Annotated in this window: 23 protein-coding genes; 10 read left to right on the forward strand and 13 right to left on the reverse strand. The window is 69.6% G+C overall.

Translation table 11 applies throughout. The annotated features are described in order from the left end of the window. Positions 1-76 precede the first annotated feature (76 nt). From pgsA to ACIQF0_RS27070, 4 genes are read left to right on the forward strand one after another with little or no spacing between them, the layout of a single operon-like run. Positions 77-679: a phosphatidylinositol phosphate synthase gene (pgsA, locus tag ACIQF0_RS27055; RefSeq protein ID WP_360031544.1), complete on the forward strand. Its 603-nt coding sequence runs from the start codon at positions 77-79 to the stop codon at positions 677-679. Beyond that, positions 676-1578, forward strand: a complete 903-nt coding sequence (locus ACIQF0_RS27060; RefSeq protein ID WP_360031542.1) for a phosphatidylinositol mannoside acyltransferase — start codon at positions 676-678, stop codon at positions 1576-1578. Before pgsA ends, ACIQF0_RS27060 begins: the two co-directional genes overlap by 4 nt. Continuing rightward, positions 1575-2687, forward strand: a complete 1113-nt coding sequence (locus ACIQF0_RS27065) for a glycosyltransferase family 4 protein (protein ID WP_360031540.1) — start codon at positions 1575-1577, stop codon at positions 2685-2687. The genes ACIQF0_RS27060 and ACIQF0_RS27065 overlap by 4 nt, the downstream gene beginning before the upstream one ends. Continuing rightward, positions 2684-3631, forward strand: coding sequence for an NUDIX domain-containing protein (locus ACIQF0_RS27070; protein ID WP_401033604.1), 948 nt, complete (start codon positions 2684-2686; stop codon positions 3629-3631). Before ACIQF0_RS27065 ends, ACIQF0_RS27070 begins: the two co-directional genes overlap by 4 nt. Here ACIQF0_RS27070 and ACIQF0_RS27075 read toward each other — a convergent pair. The 5 genes from ACIQF0_RS27075 to ACIQF0_RS27095 are packed head-to-tail and all read right to left on the reverse strand — an operon-like array spanning position 3628 to position 10421. Beyond that, the gene (locus ACIQF0_RS27075; protein WP_401033607.1) at positions 3628-5667 is read right to left on the reverse strand and encodes a tetratricopeptide repeat protein; all 2040 of its coding nucleotides are present in this window, start codon (positions 5665-5667) and stop codon (positions 3628-3630) included. The genes ACIQF0_RS27070 and ACIQF0_RS27075 overlap by 4 nt on opposite strands. Before the next feature lie 16 nt (positions 5668-5683). Continuing rightward, entirely contained in the window at positions 5684-6676 is a 993-nt protein-coding gene (locus ACIQF0_RS27080; protein ID WP_401033610.1) for a TIGR03842 family LLM class F420-dependent oxidoreductase, read from the reverse strand. A gap of 15 nt (positions 6677-6691) precedes the next feature. Continuing rightward, entirely contained in the window at positions 6692-8077 is a 1386-nt protein-coding gene (gene hydA / locus ACIQF0_RS27085) for a dihydropyrimidinase (protein WP_401033612.1), read from the reverse strand. After that, positions 8074-8916 (reverse strand): nitrilase-related carbon-nitrogen hydrolase, encoded by an 843-nt coding sequence (locus ACIQF0_RS27090; RefSeq protein ID WP_401033615.1) that lies wholly within the window; start codon positions 8914-8916, stop codon positions 8074-8076. The genes hydA and ACIQF0_RS27090 overlap by 4 nt, the downstream gene beginning before the upstream one ends. Next, a complete protein-coding gene (locus tag ACIQF0_RS27095) occupies positions 8913-10421 on the reverse strand; it encodes an NCS1 family nucleobase:cation symporter-1 (protein WP_401033618.1) in 1509 nt (502 codons plus the stop codon). Before ACIQF0_RS27095 ends, ACIQF0_RS27090 begins: the two co-directional genes overlap by 4 nt. Positions 10422-10610: 189 nt before the next feature. On the opposite strand from ACIQF0_RS27095, the gene ACIQF0_RS27100 reads away from it, so the two are divergent. Then, positions 10611-11267, forward strand: coding sequence for a hypothetical protein (locus ACIQF0_RS27100; RefSeq protein WP_401033620.1), 657 nt, complete (start codon positions 10611-10613; stop codon positions 11265-11267). On the opposite strand, the gene ACIQF0_RS27105 is transcribed toward ACIQF0_RS27100, so the two are convergent. Genes ACIQF0_RS27105 through ACIQF0_RS27120 form a run of 4 tightly spaced genes read right to left on the reverse strand, consistent with a single transcriptional unit; the run spans position 11248 to position 14648 of the window. After that, entirely contained in the window at positions 11248-12762 is a 1515-nt protein-coding gene (locus ACIQF0_RS27105) for an AAA family ATPase (protein ID WP_401033622.1), read from the reverse strand. The genes ACIQF0_RS27100 and ACIQF0_RS27105 overlap by 20 nt on opposite strands. Further along, positions 12759-13268, reverse strand: coding sequence for a hypothetical protein (locus ACIQF0_RS27110; RefSeq protein WP_401033624.1), 510 nt, complete (start codon positions 13266-13268; stop codon positions 12759-12761). The genes ACIQF0_RS27105 and ACIQF0_RS27110 overlap by 4 nt, the downstream gene beginning before the upstream one ends. Positions 13269-13304: 36 nt before the next feature. Continuing rightward, positions 13305-13922, reverse strand: a complete 618-nt coding sequence (locus ACIQF0_RS27115; RefSeq protein WP_401033627.1) for a class I SAM-dependent methyltransferase — start codon at positions 13920-13922, stop codon at positions 13305-13307. An 18-nt stretch (positions 13923-13940) separates the two neighbouring features. Then, a complete protein-coding gene (locus ACIQF0_RS27120; RefSeq protein ID WP_401033630.1) occupies positions 13941-14648 on the reverse strand; it encodes a MerR family transcriptional regulator in 708 nt (235 codons plus the stop codon). A 128-nt stretch (positions 14649-14776) separates the two neighbouring features. Between ACIQF0_RS27120 and ACIQF0_RS27125 the strand changes: the two genes are divergently transcribed. Further along, on the forward strand, positions 14777-15226 hold the full coding sequence (locus ACIQF0_RS27125) for a hypothetical protein (RefSeq protein WP_401033633.1): 450 nt from the start codon (positions 14777-14779) through the stop codon (positions 15224-15226). 31 nt (positions 15227-15257) lie between these two features. Here the strand turns inward: ACIQF0_RS27125 and ACIQF0_RS27130 are convergent, their stop codons facing one another. Continuing rightward, positions 15258-16850 carry a PucR family transcriptional regulator gene (locus tag ACIQF0_RS27130; protein WP_401033636.1) on the reverse strand — a complete coding sequence of 531 codons (1593 nt, stop codon included), beginning with the start codon at positions 16848-16850 and terminating at the stop codon, positions 15258-15260. 107 nt (positions 16851-16957) lie between these two features. Here ACIQF0_RS27130 and ACIQF0_RS27135 point away from each other — a divergent pair, with 107 nt between their 5' ends. Genes ACIQF0_RS27135 through ACIQF0_RS27145 form a run of 3 tightly spaced genes read left to right on the forward strand, consistent with a single transcriptional unit; the run spans position 16958 to position 20367 of the window. Continuing rightward, positions 16958-18241 carry an aspartate aminotransferase family protein gene (locus ACIQF0_RS27135; protein ID WP_401033638.1) on the forward strand — a complete coding sequence of 428 codons (1284 nt, stop codon included), beginning with the start codon at positions 16958-16960 and terminating at the stop codon, positions 18239-18241. Further along, positions 18238-19719: a CoA-acylating methylmalonate-semialdehyde dehydrogenase gene (locus tag ACIQF0_RS27140; protein WP_401033641.1), complete on the forward strand. Its 1482-nt coding sequence runs from the start codon at positions 18238-18240 to the stop codon at positions 19717-19719. The genes ACIQF0_RS27135 and ACIQF0_RS27140 overlap by 4 nt, the downstream gene beginning before the upstream one ends. 9 nt (positions 19720-19728) lie before the next feature. Next, the gene (locus ACIQF0_RS27145) at positions 19729-20367 is read left to right on the forward strand and encodes a class I SAM-dependent methyltransferase (RefSeq protein WP_401033644.1); all 639 of its coding nucleotides are present in this window, start codon (positions 19729-19731) and stop codon (positions 20365-20367) included. Here the strand turns inward: ACIQF0_RS27145 and ACIQF0_RS27150 are convergent. Continuing rightward, positions 20322-22379: an elongation factor G-like protein EF-G2 gene (locus ACIQF0_RS27150; protein WP_401033647.1), complete on the reverse strand. Its 2058-nt coding sequence runs from the start codon at positions 22377-22379 to the stop codon at positions 20322-20324. The genes ACIQF0_RS27145 and ACIQF0_RS27150 overlap by 46 nt on opposite strands. Positions 22380-22625: 246 nt before the next feature. Here ACIQF0_RS27150 and pdxS point away from each other — a divergent pair, with 246 nt between their 5' ends. Then, positions 22626-23519 (forward strand): pyridoxal 5'-phosphate synthase lyase subunit PdxS, encoded by an 894-nt coding sequence (gene pdxS / locus ACIQF0_RS27155; protein WP_090066984.1) that lies wholly within the window; start codon positions 22626-22628, stop codon positions 23517-23519. Positions 23520-23572: 53 nt separating this feature from the next. Here pdxS and ACIQF0_RS27160 read toward each other — a convergent pair whose 3' ends face one another. Both ACIQF0_RS27160 and ACIQF0_RS27165 read right to left on the reverse strand, forming a co-directional pair. Next, positions 23573-24055: a hypothetical protein gene (locus ACIQF0_RS27160; protein ID WP_401033651.1), complete on the reverse strand. Its 483-nt coding sequence runs from the start codon at positions 24053-24055 to the stop codon at positions 23573-23575. A gap of 243 nt (positions 24056-24298) precedes the next feature. After that, positions 24299-25177, reverse strand: a complete 879-nt coding sequence (locus ACIQF0_RS27165) for a hypothetical protein (protein ID WP_401033653.1) — start codon at positions 25175-25177, stop codon at positions 24299-24301. Between the last annotated feature and the right edge of the window lie 3 nt (positions 25178-25180).

Here is a 25180-nt window from a genome sequence, read left to right on the forward strand (position 1 = left end):
CGCAGAGGGGGACTCGCGGGTGGCATGTCACCCGCGAGCCAGGTGTTTCAGCAGTCCAGCTAGGCTGCGACCTGCCATGCTGAACATCTTCGCTCGCGCGTCCGTCTCGCGCGTCACCGATCCGATCGGGGCGTGGCTGCTGGCGCGTGGCCTCACGCCCAACGCCGTGACAGTGGGCGGCACGATCGGTGCCGTGGCGAGCGCGCTGTGGTTCATCCCCCGCGGGCAGCTGTTCCTGGGCTGCGCGCTGGTGACCTTCTTCGTGTTGCTCGATCTGATCGACGGCGCCATGGCCCGCGCGCAGGGCCCCACGCGGTTCGGCGCCGTGCTCGACGCCACCTGCGACCGCATCGCGGACGGAGCGCTGTTCGCGGCGCTCACCTGGTACGCGTTCGACACCGGCGACCGGTGGACGGCCGCGGCCGGGTTCATCTGCCTGGTCGCCTCGCAGGTCATCTCGTACGTCAAGGCGCGCGCAGACGCGTCCGGGCTCTCGGCCGACGGCGGCATAGCCGAACGGGCCGAGCGGTTCATCGTCGCGCTGATCGGTGCCGGGGTGCAGGGGCTGGGCGTGCCGTACCTGATGGCCATCTCGCTGTGGCTGCTCGCGGCCATGACGGTCGTGACGGTGCTGCAGCGGATCTTCGCCGTCGCGAAGTCGGCGCGGGAGGCCGCGTGAACCTCGCGACCCTCGGGTACAGCGCCGGGTGGCGGCTGATCCGTCTGTTGCCGGAGTCGTGGGCGCGCGGGCTGTTCCAGGCCGGTGCCGACTACGCGGCCAAGCGTGGCGGCGAGAGCGTCGACCAGTTGCGCACGAACCTGCGCCGGGTCGTGCCGCGGGCCGGTGAGGAAGAGCTCGACGAACTCGTTCAGGACTCGCTGCGGTCGTACGCGCGGTACTGGTGCGAGGCGTTCCGGTTGCCGTCGATGGACCTGCGTGCCGCCTACGAGAAGTGCGACTCGCAGGTGTCGGGCGTGGAGAACCTCGACGCCGCGCTCAAGGCCGGCACCGGTGCCGTCGTCGCCCTGCCGCACAGCGGCAACTGGGACATGGCGGGCGTCTGGCTCGTCGGCCACTCCGGCACGTTCACGACGGTCGCCGAGCGGCTCAAGCCCGAGTCGCTGTACCGCAAGTTCGTGGAGTTCCGCGAGACCCTCGGCTTCGAGGTGCTGCCGCTCAACGGCGGCGACCGTCCACCCGCGACGGTGCTCGCCGAACGCCTGCGCGACAACAAGGTCGTCTGCCTGCTCAGCGACCGCGACCTGACGTCGTCCGGCGTGCCCGTGACGTTCTTCGGCGAGCAGACCCTGATGCCGGCGGGTCCCGCGCACCTGGCCTCGACGACGGGCGCCGCGCTGCTGCCGGTCGGCTGCTGGTTCACCGCGGACGGCTGGCACTTCCGCATCCACCCGCCGATCAAGGTCAGCACGGTCCAGGCCGCCACGCAGGCCGTCGCGGACGTGTTCGCCGCCGACATCGCCGCGCACCCGGCCGACTGGCACATGCTGCAGAAGCTCTGGCTCGCCGATCTGCCGGAGAAGCGCCGCGCCGCGCTGGCCAGGAGGCTCGCGCGGTGAAGGTCGGGATCGTCTGCCCGTACTCCTTGGACGTGCCAGGGGGAGTGCAGGCCCACGTCGTCGACCTCGCCCGCGCCCTGATCGGCCTCGGGCACGACGTGAACGTCTTCGCGCCCGCCGACGACGAGCAGGCGCTGCCCTCGTTCGTCACGTCGGCCGGCCGCGCGGTCGCCATCCCGTACAACGGTTCGGTGGCGCGGCTGTCGTTCGGCCCTGTCTCGTACGCGCGGGTCCGGCGCTGGATCGACGAGCACCAGTTCGACGTCCTGCACCTGCACGAGCCCACCGCGCCCTCGCTGTCGTTCCTGGCACTGGTGGTCGCGGACGGCCCGATCGTCGCCACCTTCCACACCTCGACGCCGCGCTCCAAGATGCTGTCCGCGTTCCAGCCCGTGCTGCAGCCGTTCCTGGAGAAGGTGACCGCCCGCATCGCCGTCTCCGCACTGGCCCGGCGCGTGCAGGTCGAGCACCTCGGCGGCGACGCGGTGGAGATCCCGAACGGCGTCGACGTCGACTTCTTCTCCTCGGCGTCCACTTTGGACGGCTACCCGCGCGCGGGCGGCACGATCGGCTTCGTCGGCCGCTACGACGAGCCGCGCAAGGGCATGCCGCTGCTGTGGGAGGCGTTCGGCCTGATCGCCGACGAGTTCCCGGACCTGCGCCTGCTCGTCGTGGGCCGCGGCGAGGACCCGTTCGAGGGCCCGTTCGCTTCTCGCGTGGACCTGCTGGGCCAGGTCAGCGACGAGGACAAGGCCAGGATGCTGCGGTCCGTGGACGTCTACGTCGCCCCGAACACCGGCGGTGAGTCGTTCGGCATCATCCTCACCGAGGCCATGTCCGCCGGCACCGCCGTGGTGGCTTCGGACCTGGACGCGTTCCGCCGCGTGCTGGACGACGGCAAGGCGGGCGCGCTGTTCCCGGTCGGCGACGCCCACGCGCTGGCCGACGCGTTGCGCTCGGTGCTGCGGGATTCCGCGCTGCGCGCCGAGTACGTCGACCTGGCGTCGGCGCGGGTGCAGGCCTTCGACTGGTCCGTGGTCGCGTCACAGGTGCTGCGCGTCTACGAGACCGCCATCGCCGCCGACCCGCGCAGGGTGAGCGAGGCATGACCACAGCTCTTGTCGTAGTGCTCGTCGCTCTGCTGCTCGCCGCCTGGATCCTGAAGATCGCGAACCGCCTGGACCGCCTGCACGTCCGCACCGACGCCGCCTGGGCCGCCGTCGACAAGGCCCTCGCCCGCCGCGCCGTCCTGGTGCGCACGCTGCTGGTGCCGGAACTCTCCGCCGCGGCCTCCCGCGCCGAGTCCGCGTCACGTGCCGACCGCGAACAGGCCGAGAACGAACTCTCCGGCCTCCTGGCCGCCCTGGACCGCTCGACCCTGGCCCCGGCACTGGCCTTCGAACTCGCCGACGCCGAGGAACGCGTCATGCTGGCCCGCCGCGTCCACAACGACGCCGTCCGCGACACCCTGCTGCTGCGCCGCCGCCGAGTGGTCCGCTGGCTGCGCCTGGCAGGCACCGCCCCGCAACCGTCGTACTTCGAGATCGCCGAACCCACCACCCCGTCCGAAGCCGTGATGCTCAAGCCCCGCCCGTCCGCCCGAGTGGTGCTGACGGACTCCGCTGGCCGCGTGTTGCTGTTCCAGGGCTTCGACCCCGCCCGCCCCCAGGAGTCGTTCTGGTTCACGGTCGGCGGCGGCGTGGAGGACGGCGAGGAACTGCGCGACACAGCCGTCCGCGAGGCCTTCGAGGAGACGGGCCTCAAGCTCGCGCCGGAACAACTCGTCGGCCCGATCTGGCGCCGCCGCACGGTTTTCAGCTTCGACGGCGAGACCTTCGACGCGGAGGAGTGGTTCTTCTACGCCTCCGTCGACGGGGTGGACGTCGACACCTCGGGCTTCAACGACGTCGAGGAAACCTCCATCACCGCGTACCGGTGGTGGAGCGCGCAGGAGCTGGAAGCCGCCGAGGACACCGTGTATCCGGTGCAGCTGGCCGAACTCATCCCGACGCTTTCGGCGGAGTGGGACGGCGAGACCCGCACGGTCCGCTAGCCCTCGGTCCTGCGCCGCCATTCGAGCGTGTCCGGGTGGTCGGGACCGAGTCGCCGGTAGTGGTCGGCGACGAGTTCCATGCCCGCCGCCTTCGCGCCTTCCTCGTCTCCCGCCGCGGCCAGCCAGTTGACGAGGCTGACGCGAACATCGATCGTCTTCGGGTGGCCGGGGCCGAACACGCGCAGCACGTCCGGAACGAGCCGCTCCTGGTCGGCGATGGCACCGGCCAGGTCGCCGGAGTCGGCCCGCGCCACGGCGAGGTTGTGCCTGGCGGACAACGTCTGCGGGTGCTCGGGTCCGTACACCCGGCCCAGGTCGGGGATGAGCCGCTCGATCTCGGCCAACGGGTCGCCGGAGCCGGTCTTCCTGCGCAGCCTCGCCAGATCGTTCCGGATGGTCAGCACGTCGAGGTCGTCAGGCCCGTGCGTCCGGAGCCGGTCATCGAGGAGCTGCTCGAACTCGGCGACGGCACCGGCCACGTCGCCGGTGTGAGCGCGCAGATTGGCGCGCTCCTGCAGATCGTTCCGCACGAGTTCGAGCGCGACCTGGCGGTCGGCGCGGCGTACCCGTGCCGCGTCGGCGGCGACCTGCTCGTACTCGGCCAGCGCACCGGCCGCGTCGCCTGCCCGGCCCCGCCAGTAGGCCCGGCTGCTGCGCGCGATGATCGTGTAGAGGTCGTGGGGACCGAGGGCTTGCGCGGCGGTCGTGCAGAGGCGGTCGAAGTGGTCCCTGGCCTCGTCGGCACGGCCGCCCAGACCGATGCTGTTCCCCAGGGTGATCGGGAGGGCGTGGCACTTCCGTCCCCACAGGTGTTCGCCGCCGTTCGCGAAGAGCGTGGCCGCGTTGGCGCGCAGGACTTTCACCGACTCGTCGTGCGGGTTGTGCGGCCACGCCTCCTTCAGCGCGTCCGCGGCGGCACGGGTGACCCTCTTCGCCTGCCGGGTGTTCCAGGTGTCGCGGTTGGCGCGTTGCACCAGCGCGTGCACCCGGATCTCGCGCGACGGCGACGCCGGATCGAGGGTGATCAGGCCCAGCCGGTGGAGGTGGGCGAGCACGTCGCGCAGGCCGGACTCGTCCAGGACGTCACCCGTGCGCCCCAGCACGTGGTCCTGCGTCGACGGCCCCAGGAGCACGCCGAGCGGGACGCCGTTGGGGTCGAGCACGCTCAGGACGTCGAGCAGGTGACCGGCGACCTTCCTGGGCCGCAGGCTGTTGGCCTGCTGGATCGACAACGACCAGGTGGCGGCCACGCTCTTGAGGGGCTGCCTGGTCAGCCGTCCCAGGTACTCGGTGCACGACACCTGGAGGTCGAGCACGTACGCGCCCGCCTGGGCCAGCGCGAGCGGCAGACATCCGAGTTCGCGCACCACTTCGGCCGCGCCGTCGAGCAGAGCCGGCTGACCGGCCAGCACCTCGCACAGGTAGCCCAGTCCCTCGGCCTCGCTGAAGGTCTCGACCTCGACCACGGCACGCCGATCACCGCGCAGCGCCGCGTCCCGCCGCCGCGTCGTGACCAGGGTCCGGCCGTTGTCCGGCGGCCAGAGGTCCACGAGGTCGTCCGGGTCCTGGAGGTCGTCGAGCACCACGAGCCAGGACTCACCGGTGCTCGCCAGCCACTCGAGCAGCCTGCGCGCACCTCGTTCCAGGTCGGGCTCATCGCGTCCGGTGAGTTCCGCCGCGGCCTCGGCGTAGGCGGACACGACCGCTTCCCGCGAACCTGCCGTGACCCACATCAGCAGACTGATCCTGCCCGCGGACCATTCCGTCGCGGCGTGGTCGGCGGCGAGTTGTGTCTTGCCCACGCCGCCCATTCCGGACAGCACGGTGACCGCGTTCCAGGACAGCGCTCTTTGCTGGAACGCCGCCGCCCGCTGCGGCACGACACCGATTCGCAGCGGCAGTTCCGCGGGACGGCGGAGAGTCGTGTGGGTGTGCAGGTTGATGTCGCCGGTGACATATCCGACCTGCACAAGAGGTCCGTACACGTCTCCGGTCACGGAGTTGTGCACGGACCCCTTGTCCAGATCATCAGACACGCGTTTCAGTATGCCGCTAAACAGCGGAGATGATCGCCGACCCGTAGGCGTCGCGCGTCTTGTCCTTCTCGTCGTGCATCAGGTACAGCGCGAAGTTGTCGACGCCGATCTCCTTCAGTTCCTGCAGCCGCTCGATGTGCGCGGATTCCGGGCCGACGAGGCAGAAGCGGTCCACGATCGCGTCCGGCACGAAATCGGTGGACCGGTTGCCCGCCTTGCCGTGGTGGGCGTAGTCGTAGCCCTCGCGGTCCTTGATGTAGTCGGTCAGGGCCTTGGGCACGACGCCCGAGTCCCCGTACCGCGCGACGAGGTCCGCGACGTGGTTGCCGACCATCCCGCCGAACCACCGCAGCTGGTCGCGCTGATGAGCCAGATCCGTGCCGACGTACGCGGGTGCTGCCACGCACATCGTGATGGCCGACGGGTCACGTCCGGCGGCCACCGCTGCCTCCCGGACGGAGCCGATGGTCCAGCGGGCGATGTCCGGATCGGCGGTCTGCAGGATGAAGCCGTCGGCCTGCTCGCCGACCATCTTCAACGCCTTGGGACCGTACGCGGCCATCCACATCTCGAGCTTTCCGTTGCGCACCCACGGGATCTGGACCGGTGTGCCGTGGTGCTCGACCTCTCGCCCCTCCGCCAGTTCCTTGATCACGTGCATCGCGTCGCCCAGGGTGGCCAGGGACGCGGGCTTCTGGCCGATCACGCGGCGGGCCGAGTCGCCCCGGCCGATGCCGCAGACCGTGCGGTTGCCGAACATGTCGTTCAGCGTCGCGAACAGCGATGCCGTCACCGACCAGTCCCTTGTGGACGGATTGGTGACCATCGGGCCGATGATCAGATCGCGGGTGGCCGAGAGGACCTGCGAGTAGATGACGAACGGTTCCTGCCACAGCACGCAGGAGTCGAACGTCCAGCCGTAGCGGAAGCCGCAGTCCTCGGCCGCGCGGAGGCCTTCCACCACGTCCCGCGCCGGCGGGTCGGTCTGCAGCACTACACCGAAGTCCACGGGTGACCGCCTTTCTCAGACGAGGTACTGGTTGAGGTCGCGGGACACGAAACGGCCGTGGCCCGTCGAGCCGTGGTACGCGCCGTCCGCGATCACCTTGCGGCCGCGGGAGAACACCGTGTCCACCCGGCCGGTGACCTCGAAGCCCTCGTAGGCCGAGTAGTCCACGGCCATGTGGTGCGTGTCGGCGGAGATCGTCTGCGAAGCCGTCGGGTCGTAGATCACGACGTCCGCGTCGGCTCCCGGTGCGATCACGCCCTTGCGCGGGTACATGCCGAACATGCGCGCGGGCGTTGTGGAGACGATCTCGACCCAGCGTTCGCGGGTGATCTCGCCCTTCACGACGCCCTGGTGCAGCAGGTCGACGCGGTGTTCGACGCCGGGCATGCCGTTGGGGATCTTGGAGAAGTCGCCGACGCCCAGCTGCTTCTGGTCCTTGAAGCAGAACGGGCAGTGGTCGGTGCTCACCACCGAGAGGTCGTTGGTGCGCAGGCCGCGCCACAACGACGACTGGTGTTCCTTGGGTCGCAACGGCGGCGAGGCCACGAACTTCGCGCCCTCGAAGCCCGGCCGCGCCAGGTCCTCCAGCGACAGGTACAGGTACTGCGGGCACGTCTCGGCGAACACGTTCTGACCCGTGTCACGGGCAGCCGTGACGGCGTCAAGCGCTTGCGACGCCGACAGGTGCACGATGTACAGCGGGGAACCGGTCACCTTCGCGAGCTGGATCGCGCGCGACGTGGCCTCGCCCTCCAGCTCCGGCGGCCGGGTCAGGCCGTGCTGCACGGGGTCGCCCAGGCCCGAAGCCAGTGCCTGCGCGACGAGCTGGTCGATCGCGATGCCGTTCTCCGCGTGCATCATGATCGTGGCGCCGGTCTCGCGCGCCTTCTGCATGGCCCGCAGGATCTCGCCGTCCGTGGCGTAGAAGACGCCGGGATACGCCATGAACATCTTGAAGCTGTTCACGCCGGCCGCGATGCACGAGTCCATCTCCTTGAGCGACTCGTCGTTCACGTCGGAGATGATCATGTGGAAGCCGTAGTCGACGGCGCAGTTGCCGTCCGCCTTGCTGTGCCACTTGTCCAACGTGGACAGCAGACTGCTTCCCTTGGGCTGCACGGCGAAGTCGACGATCGTGGTCGTGCCGCCCCACGCCGCCGCGGTGGTGCCGGTCTCGAAGGTGTCCGCGGACTGGGTGCCGCCGAACGGCATCTCCATGTGCGTGTGCGCGTCGATGCCGCCGGGGATGACGTACTTCCCGGCCGCGTCGATCACCTCGTCGGCCTGCACCTCGAACCCCGGCGTGACCAGGGCGGCGATGTGCTCGCCGCTGATCAGCACGTCGGCGGCGTGCGAACCGGTCGCGTTGATGACCAGGCCGTTGCGGATGAGAGTGCTCACGGGTTCACCAGGCCCTCGTAGGTGTCCGGGCGGCGGTCGCGGTAGAACGCCCACGTGTCGCGGACCTCGGTGATCAGGTCGAGGTCGAGGTCGCGCACCACGAGCTCTTCCTCGGTGTCCGAAGCCACCTCGTCGACGAACTGTCCGCGCGGCGACACGAAGTACGTCTGGCCGTAGAACTCGTTGTCACCCAGCGGTTCCACACCGACTCGGTTGATCGCGCCGACGTAGTACTCGTTCGCCACGGCCGCGGCGGGCTGCTCCAGCTTCCACAGGTACTCCGACAACGAACGCGAGGTCGCCGACGGGTTGAACACGATCTTCGCGCCCGCGAGCCCCAGGGCACGCCAGCCTTCGGGGAAGTGGCGCTCGTAGCAGATGTAGACGCCGATCCGGCCGACCGCGGTGTCGAACACCGGGTAACCGAGGTTGCCCGGCTTGAAGTAGAACTTCTCCCAGAAGCCCTTCACCTGCGGGATGTGGTTCTTGCGGTACTTGCCGAGGTACGTGCCGTCGGCGTCGATCACGGCGGCGGTGTTGTAGTAGACGCCCGGCTGCTCGACCTCGTACATCGGCACGATCAGCACGATGTTGTTCTGCGCGGCGACCTCCTGCATCAGCCGGGTCGTCGGTCCGTCCGGAATGGACTCGGTGTAGGAGTAGAAGTCCGCGTCCTGCACCTGGCAGAAGTACGGGCCGTAGAAGAGCTCCTGGAGACACAACACCTGTGCGCCTTGGGATGCGGCAGCGCGGATGTGCTCGACCGCGTTCGCGATCATCGACTCCTTGTCGCCCGTCCACTTCTGCTGGACGAGCGCCGCCCGGATGATGTTGCTCACCTGGTCGTCTCCTTTGCCGTGTTGTCCTTCAGAGCGAGGAAGACCAGGAAGCCGGCCGCGAAGCCGACGACCCAGTTGTAGTCGTAGAGCGGCTTGAGGAACGGGATCAGCCCGTCCACCGGGAACGGCCCGCCGTGGGCGCCGCCGACCGCGAGCACCGAGCCCACGAGCGTCGCCAGCACGGCCCGCCAGTTCCAGCCGCCGTTGAACCAGTACGCGCCCCTGCCGTCGAGGTAGAGGTCGGTGAGCTCCAGGTGCGTCTTCTTGATCACCCAGTACCCGGCGACGAACACGCCCGCCACGGACGCCAGCAGGCCGCCGTAGAACCCGAGCCACGCGAAGATGTAGATGTTCGGGTCGGAGATCAGCCGCCACGGCTGGATCACGATGCCGATGACACCGGTGATCAGGCCGCCGATCGCGAACGTGATCTTCCGCGGGAAGGCGTTCGAGAAGTCGTAGGACGGGCTGACGACGTTCGCCGCGAGGTTCGCCGAGATCGTGGCCAGCACCAGCGAGACCAGCGCGATGACCACCAGGAGCGTGTTGTCGAAGCGGGACGCGAGATCCGCCGGGTCCCAGATCGCCTCGCCGTACAACGCCTGCGCGCCGGACGTCGTCAGGATCGCCACGATCGCGATGAACGACATCGTGGTCGGCAGGCCGAGGAGCTGCCCGATCGCCTGCTTCTTCTGACTGCCGCCGAACCGCGTGAAGTCCGGCATGTTCAGCGACAGCGTCGACCAGAACGCGATCATGCCCATCAGCGCGGGGAAGAAGAGCTTCCAGAAGTCCGGTCCCCAGCCGAGCTTGCTGGGCGTGTCGAGGATCGGCCCGAAGCCGCCCGCCTTCACCAGCACGTAGCCCAGCAGGATCAGGAACCCGATGCTGACCAGCGGCGCCGTCCAGTTCTCGAACCGCCGGATCGCGTCCATGCCGCGCCAGATCACCAGCATCTGCACGACCCAGAACCCGAAGAAGCACAGCCACAACGTCCACGGCTGGCCGCCGATCGACGACGCCTTGGTCCACCCGTCGCCGGTCAGCCGCCCGATGATCACGTGCAGCGCCTTGCCGCCGACCCACGTCTGGATGCCGAACCAGGCGCAGGCGATGAACGCGCGCAGCAACGCCACCAGGTTCGCGCCGCGGATGCCGTAGAAGGCGCGGGCGAACACGGGGAACGGGATGCCGTACTTCGTGCCGGCGTGGCTGTTGAGCAGCATGGGAACGAGCACGATCAGGTTGCCCAGCGTGATCGTGAGGAACGCCTGCACCCAGTCCATGCCGATCGCGATCAACGACGCCGCGAGCGTGTAACTGGGGATGTTGTGCGCCATGCCCATCCACAGCGCGAAGAAGTTGTACGTCGTCCATGTCCGCTGCTCGACGGGCACGGGGGCGAGTTCGGGGTTGAAGAACCTGCTGTCCTTGATGGGACCTGCGTCGCTCAGTTCGACTCGGCCGTCAGGTGTGACCTGGGGCGGTGAGGACTCGACTGCCATCGTTCAACCCCCTGTTACGCTGCTGAAACAACCTCAATCCGGTCGGATTCCACCCCGGAATCCTGGGTCCGCCGCCGCAGGTGTGGCAGTGTCAGAGTGTCCACGCTTGTCATGATCGGCGCACATTGTGTTCCACTGGACCGCATGGGGATGTCCCGGCGAGCTGTCCTTCTCGGTGGTGCGGGCCTGGTGGGAGCGGTCGGAACGTACGCGGCGCTGTCCCCGCGAGGCCGCCGTCTGCTCGGCTGGACGGGCCCGCCCGGCGTGATCCCCGACGTCGCACCTGTACCCGTTCAGCCCACGCCGTGGGGTGCCTGGACGGGGACGGACGGGCCAGCGGTGCTCGTGCTGCACGGCCGCGGCGGCAGCGTCGGGTGGTGGCAGGACCTGGGGCTGCCACAGTTCCTCAACGGGTGCCCGTTCCGGTGCGCGGTGGTCAACGGCGGCGAGGACTACTGGGTGAACCTCACGCCGCCCGTGCCGTTCGACGCGGCGCTGGGGATCTCGATGGGCGGGTTCGGCGTGCTGGACATCGCGTCCCGTCAGCCGCTGAAGGCCGTGGCGGCCATCAGCCCGGCACTCTTCCCGTCGTGGGAGGACGCCCAGCGGATCGACGGGTTCGCGTCGCGCGAGGTGTGGGAGGCGCACGAACCGTTGCGGCGCAGGGAGAGGATCAAGTCACCGGTAGGTGTGTGGTGCGGGCGGGAAGATCCGTTCCACGACCCCGCCGCGGAGCTGGCGGAAGTGGTCGGCGCGCAGGGATCGTTCGAGCACGGCGAACACGACGCCGACTACTGGCGCCGCGTGCTGCCGGAGGCGTTGCGGTTCATCGGGGATCGGCTGTGAGCATGCGGGCCAGCGCGTCCCGGTCCACCGCCGCCAACCGTGCGTCCTCGTGCCTGCCGTTGCGCTCGAAGGCGAGCACCAGGCCTTCCAGCGCGTCGTGCATCAGCGGCACGTCGTTGCAGTGGCGCACGACCTTCCAGGCCTCGTAGAGGTTGTTCAACGCGCGCGCGTCTTCCCCCGCCCGCAGGCAGGAGTGCCCGAGCCGCACCCGCAGAACCGCGACGAACCAGGTGTTGTCCAGGTTGATCGCCGCGTCCACGGCCAGCTGGTCGGTCATCAGCAGGTCGTCCAGGTGGCCGCGCAGACCGAGGTAGTCGTGCAGCGCCTGGGCGATCGCGCCGCCGTGGGGGATGTGCCGCAACAGCAGCGCGGACAGCACGGACGCGACGAGCGTCGGCCGGTGGCGGTCGAACCAGTGCAGCGCCTCGGACTGTTTCGGGGTGCGGAGTGCTCCGTTCATCTGTGCGGCCCGTTCGGCGAAGTAGGTGAGGAACCGCGACATCGCCTGTTCGCGGGTCTCCTTCTCCTCGTCCGCGCTGACGCAGTCGGCCGCGAACTGCCGCACCAGGTCGTGGAAGCGGTCGCCGGGTTCGATCAGGTGCGCGGTCCGCAGCTCCCTCAACACCTTGCGCGCTTTGACCTCCGTGCACCCGGCCAGCTGCGCGGCGCCCTCGGTCGTCACCTCGTGCGAGGGGTGCAGAGCGGACAGCCGGAACACCCGGCGTTGCTCCTCGGTGAGTGCTCGGTAGGACAGTTCGAACGCCGCGCGCACGGACCGTTCGTCACCGTCGTCGAGCAGGTCCAGCTTCACCTCGCGCAGCTCGGCGACCCAGTCGTGATCTGGGTCGGTGCGGCGCAGCGCGGCCATGATCCGCAACGCGAGCGGCAGCCGTCCGCACAGTTCGGCGAGCTCGGCGTCCCCCACGAGCGCGGTCGCCTCTTGCTCGGACAGCAGGCCCAGTTCGAGGTGGTGGGCGTCGTCGAGACCGACGAGCCGGTGCCTGCTGGTGACGATCGTGCGGTGCCGGTTGGGCAGCAACGGCCGCACGTGCTGCGCGGACCTCGCGTTGTCGATCACGATCAGCATCGGTTCGCGGTCGGCGACGAGGGTGCGGAACAACGTGGCGCGGGCGTCCTCGGAGCGGGGGATCTCCCGTACACCCAGTGCGGTCAGGAACTCCTCCAACGCCTGTGCGGGCGTCACGCGGCGTTCGTCGTCGTAGTCCTGGAGGTCGACGAAGAGCTTGCTGCCGGGGAACCTCTCGGCGTGCCGCAGCACGAGTTCGGTCTTGCCGACACCCGCGAGGCCCGACACCACGGTCAGGCCGGCCACGTCCAGTTCGGCGAGTTCCCGCTCGCGGCCGACGAACGACTCGCCGGCGTGTCGAAGACCGTCGAGCGCGGTGGGCGCCGGTTCGGGGGAGGTGAGGTGAACGGAACCCACGGTGTGCGCCTGCACCACGTTCCCGTGGTTCTGCCCGACCTCGTTGATCACCGCTGGGATTGTGCCACCTTCAGACGCACCACGGCCGTGCCCGCCTTGCGGTCGTGCCAGGTCCGGGTGCCGCGGAGATCAAGCGACTCCACGGCGGACAGCACGAGCAGCACGAACCCGCCGACCAGCAGCAACGACGCGAGCCAGCCCGGCGACCCCACGGCGACGTGCTCGCCGATGACGACCCACGGCTGCTGCCAGCCGAGGCCCGCCATCAGCGCCGGCTCCCGCCAGCCCAGGCCGGTGAGCACGAGCACCGCGCCCGCGCCGGGCAGCGCGGTCGTGATGAGCGTGCGCGTCAGTGCCCGCCGGAGGTTCAGGCCGGACGCGGGGCCCACGACCCGCAGCCCCGTGAGGACTTTGCCGAGGGTGTTCAGGCGAAGCAGCAGAGCGTCGTACACCGCCGCGCAGAGCACCACCAGCACGGGTTCGTGGACCAACGGCCACGCCACGACCAGCACCAGGAGCCAGTCGAGCAGACGGGCGAGCAGCCGACGAACGAGCATGATTCACGCTAAGCGGCAGAAGTCCGTCATAAGTGGTCAGTTCATGGCCAGTTGTCGCACGAATTCAGCGGTCCAACGGGCCCCGTCGCGATTCACCTTCAGCGCGGTGAGACCGTCCGTCTGGAACGCGAGGATCTCCGACGGCGTCAACGGCCACGGCGGCCCGTCCGCGACCGAATCCTCCTCCCGGGCCACGGCCAGGACCAGCAGTTTCGACCCGGTCAGCCACGCGACCCGTTCGGTGGCCTGGGCGTGCGCGTCAACGGGCAGCGCCTGCACCGTCATGTTCTCCACGACGAGGTCGAACGCGTGGTGCCACTCGGCGGGCGGGTTCAGCAGGTCGGCGACCACGTAGGAGACGGAGGACTCCGGGTACCGCGCCTGCACGGCCGCCACGGCGGTGGGGGAGATGTCGAAGGCCGTCACCTCGAACCCCAGCGAGGCGAGGAACTCCGAGTCGCGGCCGTAGCCGCAGCCCACGACCAGCGCGCGCTGGCCCGTGCCGTCGACTCCCTCGGCCCACGTGACGAGGTGCGGTTGCGGGTGGGGGATGTCCCAGGGGACGGAGGCCGTGCCGGCTTCGGCCTCCGCGTAGAGATCTTCGAACCACCCGGTCGGGTTGGCGGCTTGCAGACGTCGGTCATCGGGAAGCATGACCAACTTCTACCGAACTCACCGCGCGGCGCGCGCCCGAGTTACGTAATCCACCAGACCGTCGTCGGCGGGCCACCCGATCTGCGTGCTGATCGTCGCCTTGTTCTCGGTCCACGACTTCTGCGCCGCGGCCTGGACCGCCGGGTCGCCGCCGGTGAACCGGGCGCCGAGCTCGTCCCACTGCCGACCCAACTCGACGACGCGCGGGTCGTCGGCAGGGGTGCCGTCGGCCATGTGCTGACGCAGCTGCTGCACCAGCTCCAGCCAGGACGCCTTCAGCGCCTCCACGGCCTCCGGGCCCATCGCCGCCGCGCGCGACCTCATGTCGCCCAGCTGGTCGGCGGTGAAGTAGCTCTCGTACACGGACATCATCTCCAAAGTGGACAGAAGGGACTCGGTGGTGTGCCCGTCGAGCAGCGCGGTGAGCCGCGACCGCAGTGCCTCCACCTGTCGCGCCTGGGCGTTCAGCGCGGCGAGCTGGGCCTCGAAGAGAGGTCGCAGCGAGTCCGAACGGGACAGTGCCGATCGGACCTCTTCCAGGGAAAGACCGAGCTGGCGCAGCGATCTCACCTGATAGAGGCGACGGACGTCGTCCGGTGTGTACCGACGGTGACCGGATGTCGTGCGCTCAGAAGCGACGACCAGTCCGATCTCGTCGTAGTGGTGCAGCGTGCGGACTGTCAGTCCGCTCGCTCTGGCCAGGTCACCGACGCTCCAACGGGTCACACCGAGAACCGTAGGACCTCCCGCCGCGTGAGGTTCAAACCCTCACCACCCGATCGAGCGGGTTAATTCTCGAACCGAATCCGCCGATGAAATCGAAGATCGGTCCCCAAACCAGATTGAGGAAAACTGTGTCTCGTTCCGGACTGTTCCGTGCCGCCGCCCTGCTCGCCGCCAGCGCCGCCCCGCTCCTCGCGGGTTCGGCCAGCGCCGCCGAGCTGCCCCAGCTGGGTGCCGGCGTTCCCGAGGTCGGCGCGGACAAGCTGATCTCCGACGCCCAGCAGCACGCGAACCCGCTCGAGTCGGCCTCCGCTGTCCAGCTCCCGCACGTCGGCGCCCCCGTCGCCAACGACCTGCCGGTGCCCGCGCTGCCCGCCGTCCCGGCCGCGCAGGAGCGCACCGCGCCGAACCCGGTCGCCGCCGAGCTGGGCACCCTGCCGTCGCTGCCGAACGCCGAGGCCCTCGCGGGCAACGCGCACGTCGGTGACCTGAAGGCGCCGGCGCTGTCGGACCTGCCGACCAACAACGTCGTGCCGAACCCGACCGTTCTCTCGGGCACCTTCCCGACGATCAACGGCTGAGTTCCCACGTCGAAAATGGGCCCGTGCGCGCTCACGGGCCCATTTCGTGTACCAACAGGGCGACGTAGAGCGAGAGCACGGACTCCGGGTCCTCGAGCGAGACGCCGAGCACCTGTTCGATCCGCCCCAGCTGCTGGTAGTAGGCAGTGCGGGACAGGTGCGCCGCCGCGGCCGCCGCCGACTTGTTGCCGCCGTTCTCGCACAGGCACCGCAGCAGCTCGACCAGCCGGGAGCCCTGCGCCGAGTCCCGCGCCAGCAACGGCCCGAGCTCGCGGTCCGCGAAGGCCCGCACCCGTTCGTCCTCCCGCAGCAGGTGCAGCAGGCCGCGCAGCCGGACGTCGTCAAGCCGGTGGTACAGCTGGGATCCCGGTGCCCGCAGCGCCGCTCCTGCCACGTGCACGGCCTCGCCGAGCGACCTGCGAACGTCCGTTGTGGACGTGACCGTCGTGCCCACCGCGATCACCACCGCCGACGCCGCCGTCCGGTGGATCTCGCGCGCGACCTTGCGCAGAACCCCTTCCACGCCAACGGTCACCGGCACCGACAGCAGCGCGCGCACCGACGTGTCGTCCACGACGCCGACCAGTGCCGCGACCGTCACCCGGCGTGCCGCCAGTGCCGTCGCCTCGGCGAGATCCCGCAGGACCTCCTGCGTGGCAAGCGTTTGCCCCTGCAGGACGGACACCGGCCGGACCGCCACGCCGATCAGCTGGCGTCGTTCCAGCGGCACTCCCAGCGCCGCCGCGCGCGCACCGAGATCCGGCGACTGCGGCGACTGGCCGAGCAGCTGGGCCAGCAACGTCCGGTGCGTCTGCCGTTCCAGCGACTCCCGATCGCGCGCCACGAGCCGATGCACGGCCAACGCCGACGCGGCGCGTTCGGCGACCACGACGTGCCGGTGCGGTGGAGGCTCCGGCGAGACCATCACGAGCCGGCCCCAGTCGGCGCCGCGTGCCCCGACGATGGTGATCAGCCAGCCGGACGCGGTGTCGTAGGCGGTCCGTTCGGTGACCGTGACGGCCCGCGAGCGCGCCGCCCAGTCGTCCAGCAGCGTCACGGGATCGTGCCCGGCCGCGTCGTAGGCGAGCACGTCGTGGCCGAGCGTCTCCAGCACGACCGGCAGCCCGGACGTCCTGGCCACCTCGCGCAGCACCTCGGACGGCTCGGCGCCCGCGACCGTCAGCGCCGTGAACGTCTCGTGCACCTGTTCCGCGGCCCTGAGCTCGGCCAGCTGGGCGTCCACGATCAGCCCGACGACGGCCTCGGTCACGGCCACGTACTTGGTCTCCTCGGTGAGCGTGACCAGCGGCAACCCGTGCCGTTCCGCCGCCGTGACCAGGGCGCCGGGCACGTCGTCGCGCCACCGCCTGCCCAGTTCGACGATGAGGCCCGCGCAGCCGACGGCGGCCAGTTCCTCGATGTAGCGGGCCAGGCCTGACTCGGGCAGCATCACGCCGGTCGTGAGCACCAGTTCGCCGCCGCGCAGCAGCGGCGCGATGTCTGCGATCTCCGCCACATGGACCCATCGGACGCGTCTGCCGAGTCCGGCCGATCCGGCCACCAAACGGGGCTTTCCCTGCCGGATCACCGGCAGAGCGACGACTTCGGAGACCGTCGGGTACATGGACACAACGTAATGCCAACCAGCCGATCCGGGTACAGGTTGTGCATGGCGGCGCACCCGGCACGCCAGCAGACTCCGAGGCAGGCGTCGGACCCCTGGAGGACGAGATGGCTCACAAGGAGCTGCTGGCACGACACCGCGCGGTGATGCCGAAGTGGGTGGCCCTCTACTACGACGAGCCCATCGAGATCGCGAGCGCCTCCGGGCGCCGGGTGACCGACCGCGAGGGCACGACCTACCTGGACTTCTTCGCGGGCATCCTGACCAACGCCATCGGCTACGACGTCGCCGAGATCAGCGACGCGATCCGCTCGCAGCTCGACACGGGCGTGCTGCACAGCTCGACCCTGTACCTGATCAAGAACCAGATCGAGCTCGCGGAGAAGATCGCCGAGCTGTCGGGCATCCCGGACGCCAAGGTGTTCTTCACCAACTCCGGCACCGAGGCCAACGAGACCGCGCTGATGCTCGCCACCCAGGCGCGCCGCAGCGAACAGGTGCTGGCCCTGCGCAACAGCTACCACGGCCGTGCGTTCGCCACGATCGCCATCACGGGCAACCGCGGCTGGTCCGCGTCCGCGCTGTCGCCGATCAAGGTCAGCTGGGTGCACGGCGGCTACCGCTACCGCTCGCCGTTCAAGGCGATGGACGACAACGACTACATCAAGGCCTGCGTCGACGACCTGCGCGAGATCATCGAGACCACGACGTCCGGCGACGTCGCGTGCATGATCGCCGAGCCGATCCAGGGCGTCGGCGGCTTCACCTCCCCGCCCGACGGCCTGTTCCGCGCGTTCAAGGACGTCCTGGACGAGTACGGGATCCTCTTCATCTCCGACGAGGTGCAGACCGGCTGGGGCCGCACCGGCGAGCACTTCTGGGGCATCCAGGCGCACGACGTGGTGCCGGACGCGATGACGTTCGCCAAGGGCCTCGGCAACGGTCTCGCGATCGGCGGTGTGGTCGCGCGCGGCGACCTGATGGACACGATCAACGCGAACTCGATCTCGACGTTCGGCGGCAACCCGATCTCCACGGCCGGCGCGTTGGCCACCGTGAACTACCTGCTCGACCACGACCTGCAGGCCAACGCGGCCAAGCTCGGCTCGCGGCTGCTGAGCGGACTTCGTGAGCTGGCCGAGAAGCACCCGGTGATCGGCGACGTGCGCGGCAAGGGCCTGATGGTCGGCGTCGAGTTCGTCGGTCCCGAGGGCGAACCGAACGGCGCCGCCGCCGGTGTCGTGCTGGCGGAGGCGAAGGCGCGCGGGCTGCTCGTCGGCAAGGGCGGTCTGTACGGCAACGTGATCCGGCTGGCCCCGCCGATGACGCTGACCGAGGACGAACTGGAAGAGGCTTTGGGCATTCTGGCGCAGGCGGTGGAGCAGGCGTGATCAAGCACTGGATCAACGGCAAGCCCTGGGACGCCGCTCCTGAGCGGCTCGGTGACGTCTACGACCCGACGACCGGCAAGGTGGCCTCCCAGGTCGCCTTCGCCTCGGTGTCCGAAGTGGACGCTGCGGTCTCGGCCGCCGCGGAAGCGTTTGCGTCCTGGCGAAACGCGTCCCTGGCGCAACGCTCGACGGTGATGTTCAAGTTCCGCGAACTGCTCAACGACCGCAAGGGCGACCTTGCGAAGATCGTGTCCGCCGAGCACGGCAAGGTCGTGTCCGACGCGGGCGGCGAGATCCAGCGGGCACTGGAGTCGGTCGAGTACGCGTGCGGAATCCCGCAGCTCCTGAAGGGCGGCTTCAGCGAGAACGCGTCGACCCGCGTCGACGTCTACTCGATCCAGCAGCCCGTCGGCGTGGTCGGCGTGATCTCGCCGTTCAACTTCCCGGCCATGGTCCCGCTGTGGTTCGTGCCGACCGCCATCGCCTGCGGCAACACCGTGGTCCTGAAACCGTCCGAAAAGGACCCTTCCGCGTCGAACTTCCTCGCCGAACTGTTCGCGGAGGCCGGCCTGCCGGACGGCGTGCTGAACGTCGTGCACGGCGACAAGGTGGCCGTGGACCGCCTGCTCGAACACCCGACCGTGAAGGCGATCTCGTTCGTCGGCTCCACCCCGATCGCGCGCTACGTCTACGAGACCGGGACCTCGCACGGCAAACGCGTGCAGGCGTTGGGCGGCGCCAAGAACCACATGGTCGTCCTGCCCGACGCAGACCTCGACCTGGCCGCGGACGCCGCCGTGTCCGCGGGCTTCGGCTCGGCGGGCGAGCGGTGCATGGCGATCTCGGTGGTCGTCGCCGTCGGCGAGGTCGGCGACTCACTGGTGTCCAAGATCCAGTCGCGGATCGCCGACGTGAAGGTCGGCGCCGGTTCGTCGTGCGAGATGGGCCCGCTGGTCACCGGCGTGCACCGGGACAAGGTCACGTCCTATTTGGACGCAGGGGTGGCCGCGGGCGCGGTGCTGGCGGTCGACGGCCGGGACCACCCGATCGACGGCGACGCGAGCGGCTTCTGGCTCGGGCCCACCTTGTTCGACCACGTCGGCACGGACATGACGATCTACACCGACGAGATCTTCGGCCCGGTGCTCTCGGTCGTCCGCTGCGACACCTATGAAGAAGCCGTCGAGATGGTGAACAGCAACCGCTACGGCAACGGCACCGCCATCTTCACCAACGACGGCGGCGCCGCCCGCCGGTTCCAGAACGAGATCGAGGTCGGCATGGTCGGCGTGAACGTGCCGATCCCCGTGCCGGTGGCCTACTACTCGTTCGGCGGGTGGAAGGAATCGCTGTTCGGCGACTCGCACGCGTACGGGCCGCACGGCGTGCACTTCTTCACCCGCTCGAAGGTCGTGACGTCGCGCTGGCTCGATCCGTCGCACGGCGGCGTGAACCTGGGCTTCCCGCAGAACACCTAAAATGACGCGGTGAGCACTCGCCGCTCGTACGACCGCGTGGCCGCGCGCTACGCCGTCGAACTGAGCGGCGAGCTCGCGGGGAAGCCACTGGACCGTGCTCTGCTCGACGCCGTCGCGGAGTCGGCGGACGGCCTGGTCCTGGACGTCGGCTGCGGGCCGGGCCACGTCGCGGCCTACCTGGCCGGACGAGTGCCCGTCGTCGGCGTCGACCTGTCACCGCAGATGTGCACGTACGCCGAGGTGCCTGCCTGCGCAGGTGACATGACGGCACTACCAATCCGGTCCCACTCGGTCTCCGCGCTCGTCTGTCTGTACGCGGTCATCCACCTCGATGCAGAGCAACGCGCCCAGGCTTACGCCGAGTTCGCACGGGTGCTGCGCCCTGGCGGGCAGGCGCTGGTCGCGTTCCACGTGCGGGACGCGGAAACCGAGGCAGGGCGGGCCAGGACGATGACGGAGTGGTGGGGGAACGAGGTCGAGCTGACCTTCCGCTTCCTCGACCCCGACGAGGAGACGCGCACGCTGGCGGAGGCGGGCCTCACGGTGACGGCCCGCCTCGATCGCGTTCCGGACCCGCGTGTCGAGCACGCGAGCGATCGGACCTACTTGCTGGCGCGGGCCGCCAACGCCTCCGGCAGCGGGTCGTAGCGGGAGAAGTGGCGCGTGAACGTGCCGGTCCCCGACGTAAGCGACCGCAGCTCCACCGCGTACCGCAGCAACTCCGACGACGGCACCTCGGCGCGGATCAGCGTGCGCCCGCCCTCGTCCGACTCGGTGCCGAGGACTCGGCCGCGCCGTCCGGACAGGTCGCCCAGCACGGTTCCCAGGTGCTCGTCGGGCAGCCGGATGGCGACCTCGTCCATCGGCTCCAGCAGTTGCGTGCGCGCGGCGGCCGCGGCCTCCTTCAACGCGAGTGCGCCCGCTGTCTGGAACGCGGCGTCCGACGAGTCGACCGAATGCGCTTTGCCGTCGACGAGAGTCACCCGTACGTCGACGACAGGGGTGCCGTCGTGCAGGCCTCGTTCCAGCTGTGCGCGCACGCCCTTCTCGACGGACGGGATGAACTGGTGGGGGACCGAGCCGCCGACGACCTTGTCCACGAACTCGAAGCCGGCGCCGCGGGGGAGTGGTTCCACGAGGATGTCGCACACGGCGTACTGGCCGTGGCCGCCCGACTGCTTCACGTGCCTGCCGTGGCCTTTGCCCGACCGGGCGAAGGTTTCGCGGAACGGGACGCGCACCGGTTCGGTGTCGATCTCGGCGCCGCCGGCGCGCAGGCGGGCCAGCACGACGTCGGCGTGGGCCTCGCCCATGCACCACAGGACCATCTGGTGCGTCTCGGCGTTGCGGTCCAGGCGCAGGGTCGGGTCGCTCGCGACCAGACGGCCGAGGTTGCGGGCCAGGTTGTCCTCGTCGCTGCGTGTGCGGGGCACGACGGCGATGGGCAGCAACGGTTCTGGCATGTCCCACGGCGCCATCAGCAGTGGTTGTTCGGGGGCGGAAACGGTGTCGCCTGTCTCGGCGGTGGTCAGCTTCGTCAGCGCGCACAGGTCGCCGGCCACGCAGTACGGGACCTCGCGCAGCGTCGAGCCCAGCGGCGAGTAGATGTGGGCGACGCGTTCGTCGGCGTCGTGGTCCTCGTGGCCGCGGTCGGCCATGCCGTGGCCGGAGACGTGCACGGGGCGTTCGGGGCGCAAGGTGCCGGAGAAGACACGGACCAACGACACGCGGCCGACGTAGGAGTCCACTGCTGTGCGGACCACCTCGGCGACGAGTGGCCCGTCCGGGTCGGCGGCCATGCGAGGTTGCGGGATGCCGTCCACGGACGTCACGTCCGGAACGTCGTGCTCCAGCGGTGACGGGAACGCGCGCGCGATGCCGTCCAACAGCTCCACGAGACCCATGCCGGTTGCGGCGCACACGGGCATCACGGGGTGGAACGAGCCGCGCGAGACGGCGGTCTCCAGGTCGGCGATCAGCGTGTCCTGGTCGATCTCCTCGCCTTCGAGGTAGCGGTCCATGAGGGTCTCGTCCTCGCTCTCGGCGATGATTCCCTCGATCAACGCCGCGCGTTCGTCCGGGTAGTTCTCCCCGGACGTCAGCAGCCCGACCAGTGCGTCGCCCTCCGGCATGTACAGCGGCACGACGCCCGCGCCGAACGCCGCCTGGCACGCGATGACCTCGGTGCCGAAGTCCGCACGGTGGTGGTCGGTGCGTGTGATGACGACGGCGCGTGGCATGCCGACGAGAGCGCACTCCTCCCACAACGAGATGGTGGCCGCGTCGACGCCCTCGAAAGCGTTGACAACAAAAAGGGCCGCGTCCGCGGCCCGTAGTCCTGCCCTGAGCTCACCCACGAAGTCGACGTAGCCGGGGGTGTCGATCAGGTTGATCTTGATGTCCCCGTGCTGGATCGGGGCTACAGCGAGGCCCACCGATCGTTGTTGTCGCACGGCGGCCGGGTCGTGGTCGCAGACCGTGGTGCCCTCGGTGACCGATCCCGCGCGGGTCAGGACGCCGGTGGCGGCGAGCAGGGCCTCGGTGAGCGTCGTCTTGCCGGCGCCGGACGGCCCCACGAGCACGACGTTGCGGACCTTGGCCGGGTCGTCTACAGCGACCGCGCCTGCCGGTGCCCCGTTGTCGGAGTTCTTGCTTCCCATGACGACCTCCGTCAAGTCGTAGTGTTCGATCTCACACCCGTTCCCCTCCCGGTACAACCCCGCAGACCCGTCTGGACGCCCACCAGCACGCGAACACAATTCACAACCGGCGCAGTGACACGTGTCACGACCTGCGGTTGATCGGAAAGTGGCCTTCTGGTTCGGGGCTCCAGTGGCTTGGGTGAGGGGGCCACGTCGGACGTAGGCTGAGTTCACCAAGACTTCCCCTCGTGAAAGGTTGCCCCGGTGAGCACTGATCAGGTCACGGGTACCGCCCGCGTCAAGCGCGGCATGGCCGAGATGCTCAAGGGCGGCGTGATCATGGACGTGGTCGACGCCACCCAGGCGAAGATCGCGGAGGACGCGGGCGCCGTCGCCGTCATGGCACTCGAGCGCGTCCCGGCCGACATCCGCTCCCAGGGCGGCGTCGCGCGCATGAGCGACCCCGACCTGATCGACGGGATCATCAACGCCGTCTCGATCCCGGTCATGGCGAAGGCCCGCATCGGCCACTTCGTCGAGGCCCAGGTCCTCGCGTCGCTCGGCGTCGACTACATCGACGAGTCCGAGGTGCTCACCCCGGCCGACTACGCCAACCACATCGACAAGTGGGCGTTCACCGTCCCCTTCGTCTGTGGCGCGACGAACCTGGGCGAGGCCCTGCGCCGCATCACCGAGGGCGCGGCCATGATCCGCTCCAAGGGCGAGGCCGGCACCGGTGACGTCTCGAACGCCACCACGCACATGCGCAAGATCCGCCAGGAGATCCGCCGCCTGCAGAACCTCCCCGAGGACGAGCTCTACGTGGCCGCCAAGGAGCTCCAGGCGCCGTACGAGCTGGTCAAGGAGATCGCGCAGAACGGCAAGCTCCCCGTCGTGCTGTTCACCGCGGGTGGCATCGCGACCCCGGCCGACGCCGCGATGATGATGCAGCTCGGCGCCGAGGGCGTGTTCGTCGGTTCCGGCATCTTCAAGTCCGGCAACCCGGCCCAGCGCGCCGAGGCCATCGTGAAGGCCACCACCTTCCACGACGACCCCGACGTCATCGCCAAGGTCTCGCGCGGCCTGGGTGAGGCCATGGTCGGCATCAACGTCGACGAGATCCCGGAGCCGCACCGCCTGGCCGAGCGCGGCTGGTAAGTCTCAGGAACGGAGAAGGGCGCGTCCCCCACGGGACGCGCCCTTCTGTCGTCCTACGACCCCGGTGTGAAGCAGTAGGTGGTCTTCGTTTCCTGGTAAGCCATCGCCTTCGACGACTCCGGGCCGCACGCCGCCTCGTCCGCGACGTTCGTGAGCACCCGGACCTTGGTCGCCCCGGTCGTGCCGCAGGCCATCCTCTTGTTCTCGGCGAGGTGCGAGGTGAAGTCGTAGCACTCGCCGTCGAAGTACACCGGGATCAGGCACACGCGCTCGCTGAGGTCCTTGCGACTGTCGTAGGTCGTGTACGAGTACGGGGCTTCGCCGCAGTCCCCGCTGCGGGAGCCCAGCACCCTGCTCACGGTGTAGTTGTGCAGCCTGCCTTCGCAGGAGACCTTCTCGTACTTCATGTTGGTCTCCGTGCCCGTCAGCTTCACGCAGTCGCCGGCCGCCGTGCCGGGATCACTGTCCCCGCGGAGCAGCGACGCGCCCAGGACCAGCGCCACCAGCACCAGGCCACCGAGGCAAGCCGCGATCACCCTGCCGACCCGGGAGGTCCTTCGTGGAGGGACGAACGCGGCCGGGTGACCGTGGGGCGGGAGTGCCCCGGCTGGTGGCGCCCACAGGTTGCGGGGCCCGTCAGGTGGAGTGGGCGGAGTTGTCATGCATTGCCCCCAATGCGGCTCGGACGCGGATGTGAATCGTCTGGCCGACGCGAGCAGTCCCCCCAGACTTCCGCCCATCCTATTGGCGGCCGGGTCCTTCTCCGACCGCCAATAGGATCAGATCGAGAACGTGTGGGTCAGGCAGTAGGTCGTCTTGATCTCCGGGTAGGCCAGCGCCAGCGCGAGCCGCTCGTCCTGGCCGCACGCCGCCTTGTCCGCCGTTCCGGTGATCACCTTGGCCTTGACGACCATGTAGCCGCCGCACGCCTTCTTCGGGAACTCCGACTGCAGCGACGCGAGGGTGAAGTCGTAGCACTCGCCGTCGACGAACACCGGGATCAGGCACACGTTCACGCTGGAACCCTTGGTGTACTTGACGTAGCCGTCCGGCGGCGTGCCGCACTCCTCGGTGGACGTCGCCGGCACCTTGGACACCGTGTAGTTGTGCTTGTTCTCGGCGCACGGGGTCTTCTCGAACTTCGGGTTGAACGACCCACCCGCGAGCAGCACGCAGTCGCCGACCTCCGCGAACGGCTTCGGCTTCGTGGTGGTCGTGGTCGTCGTCGTGGTGGCCGACGTGGACGGAGCCGCGACCGGCCTCTTGCTGCCCCAGTCGCCCAGGAACACGGCGGCACTGAGCCCGAGTGCGACCACGACGATCCCGGCGATGATCAGGAACGCCTTGCCCGACGACTTCGGCGGTTGCGGAGCCGGGTAGGACGGGTAGGCCTGGAACTGCTGACCGGGGTAGGCCTGACCAGGGTACGGCTGGCCGGGGTACGGCTGGGAGGGATCGGGCTGGCCCGGGTAGGCCTGGCCCGGGTAGGCCTGGCCCGGGTAGGGCTGGCCCGGTTGAGCCTGGCCGGGATCCGGCTGTCCGGGGTAGGCCTGGGCCGGGTACGCCTGGCCGGGCTGCGGGCCCGGCGCGGCCTGCCCCGCGGGCGGTGTCGCCCACGGGTTGGCCGGGTCGTGGGGCTGGTAGGGCGGAGTGCTCACCAG

It is taken from the genome of Lentzea sp. NPDC092896 (assembly GCF_044754905.1).
Classification (GTDB): domain Bacteria; phylum Actinomycetota; class Actinomycetes; order Mycobacteriales; family Pseudonocardiaceae; genus Lentzea.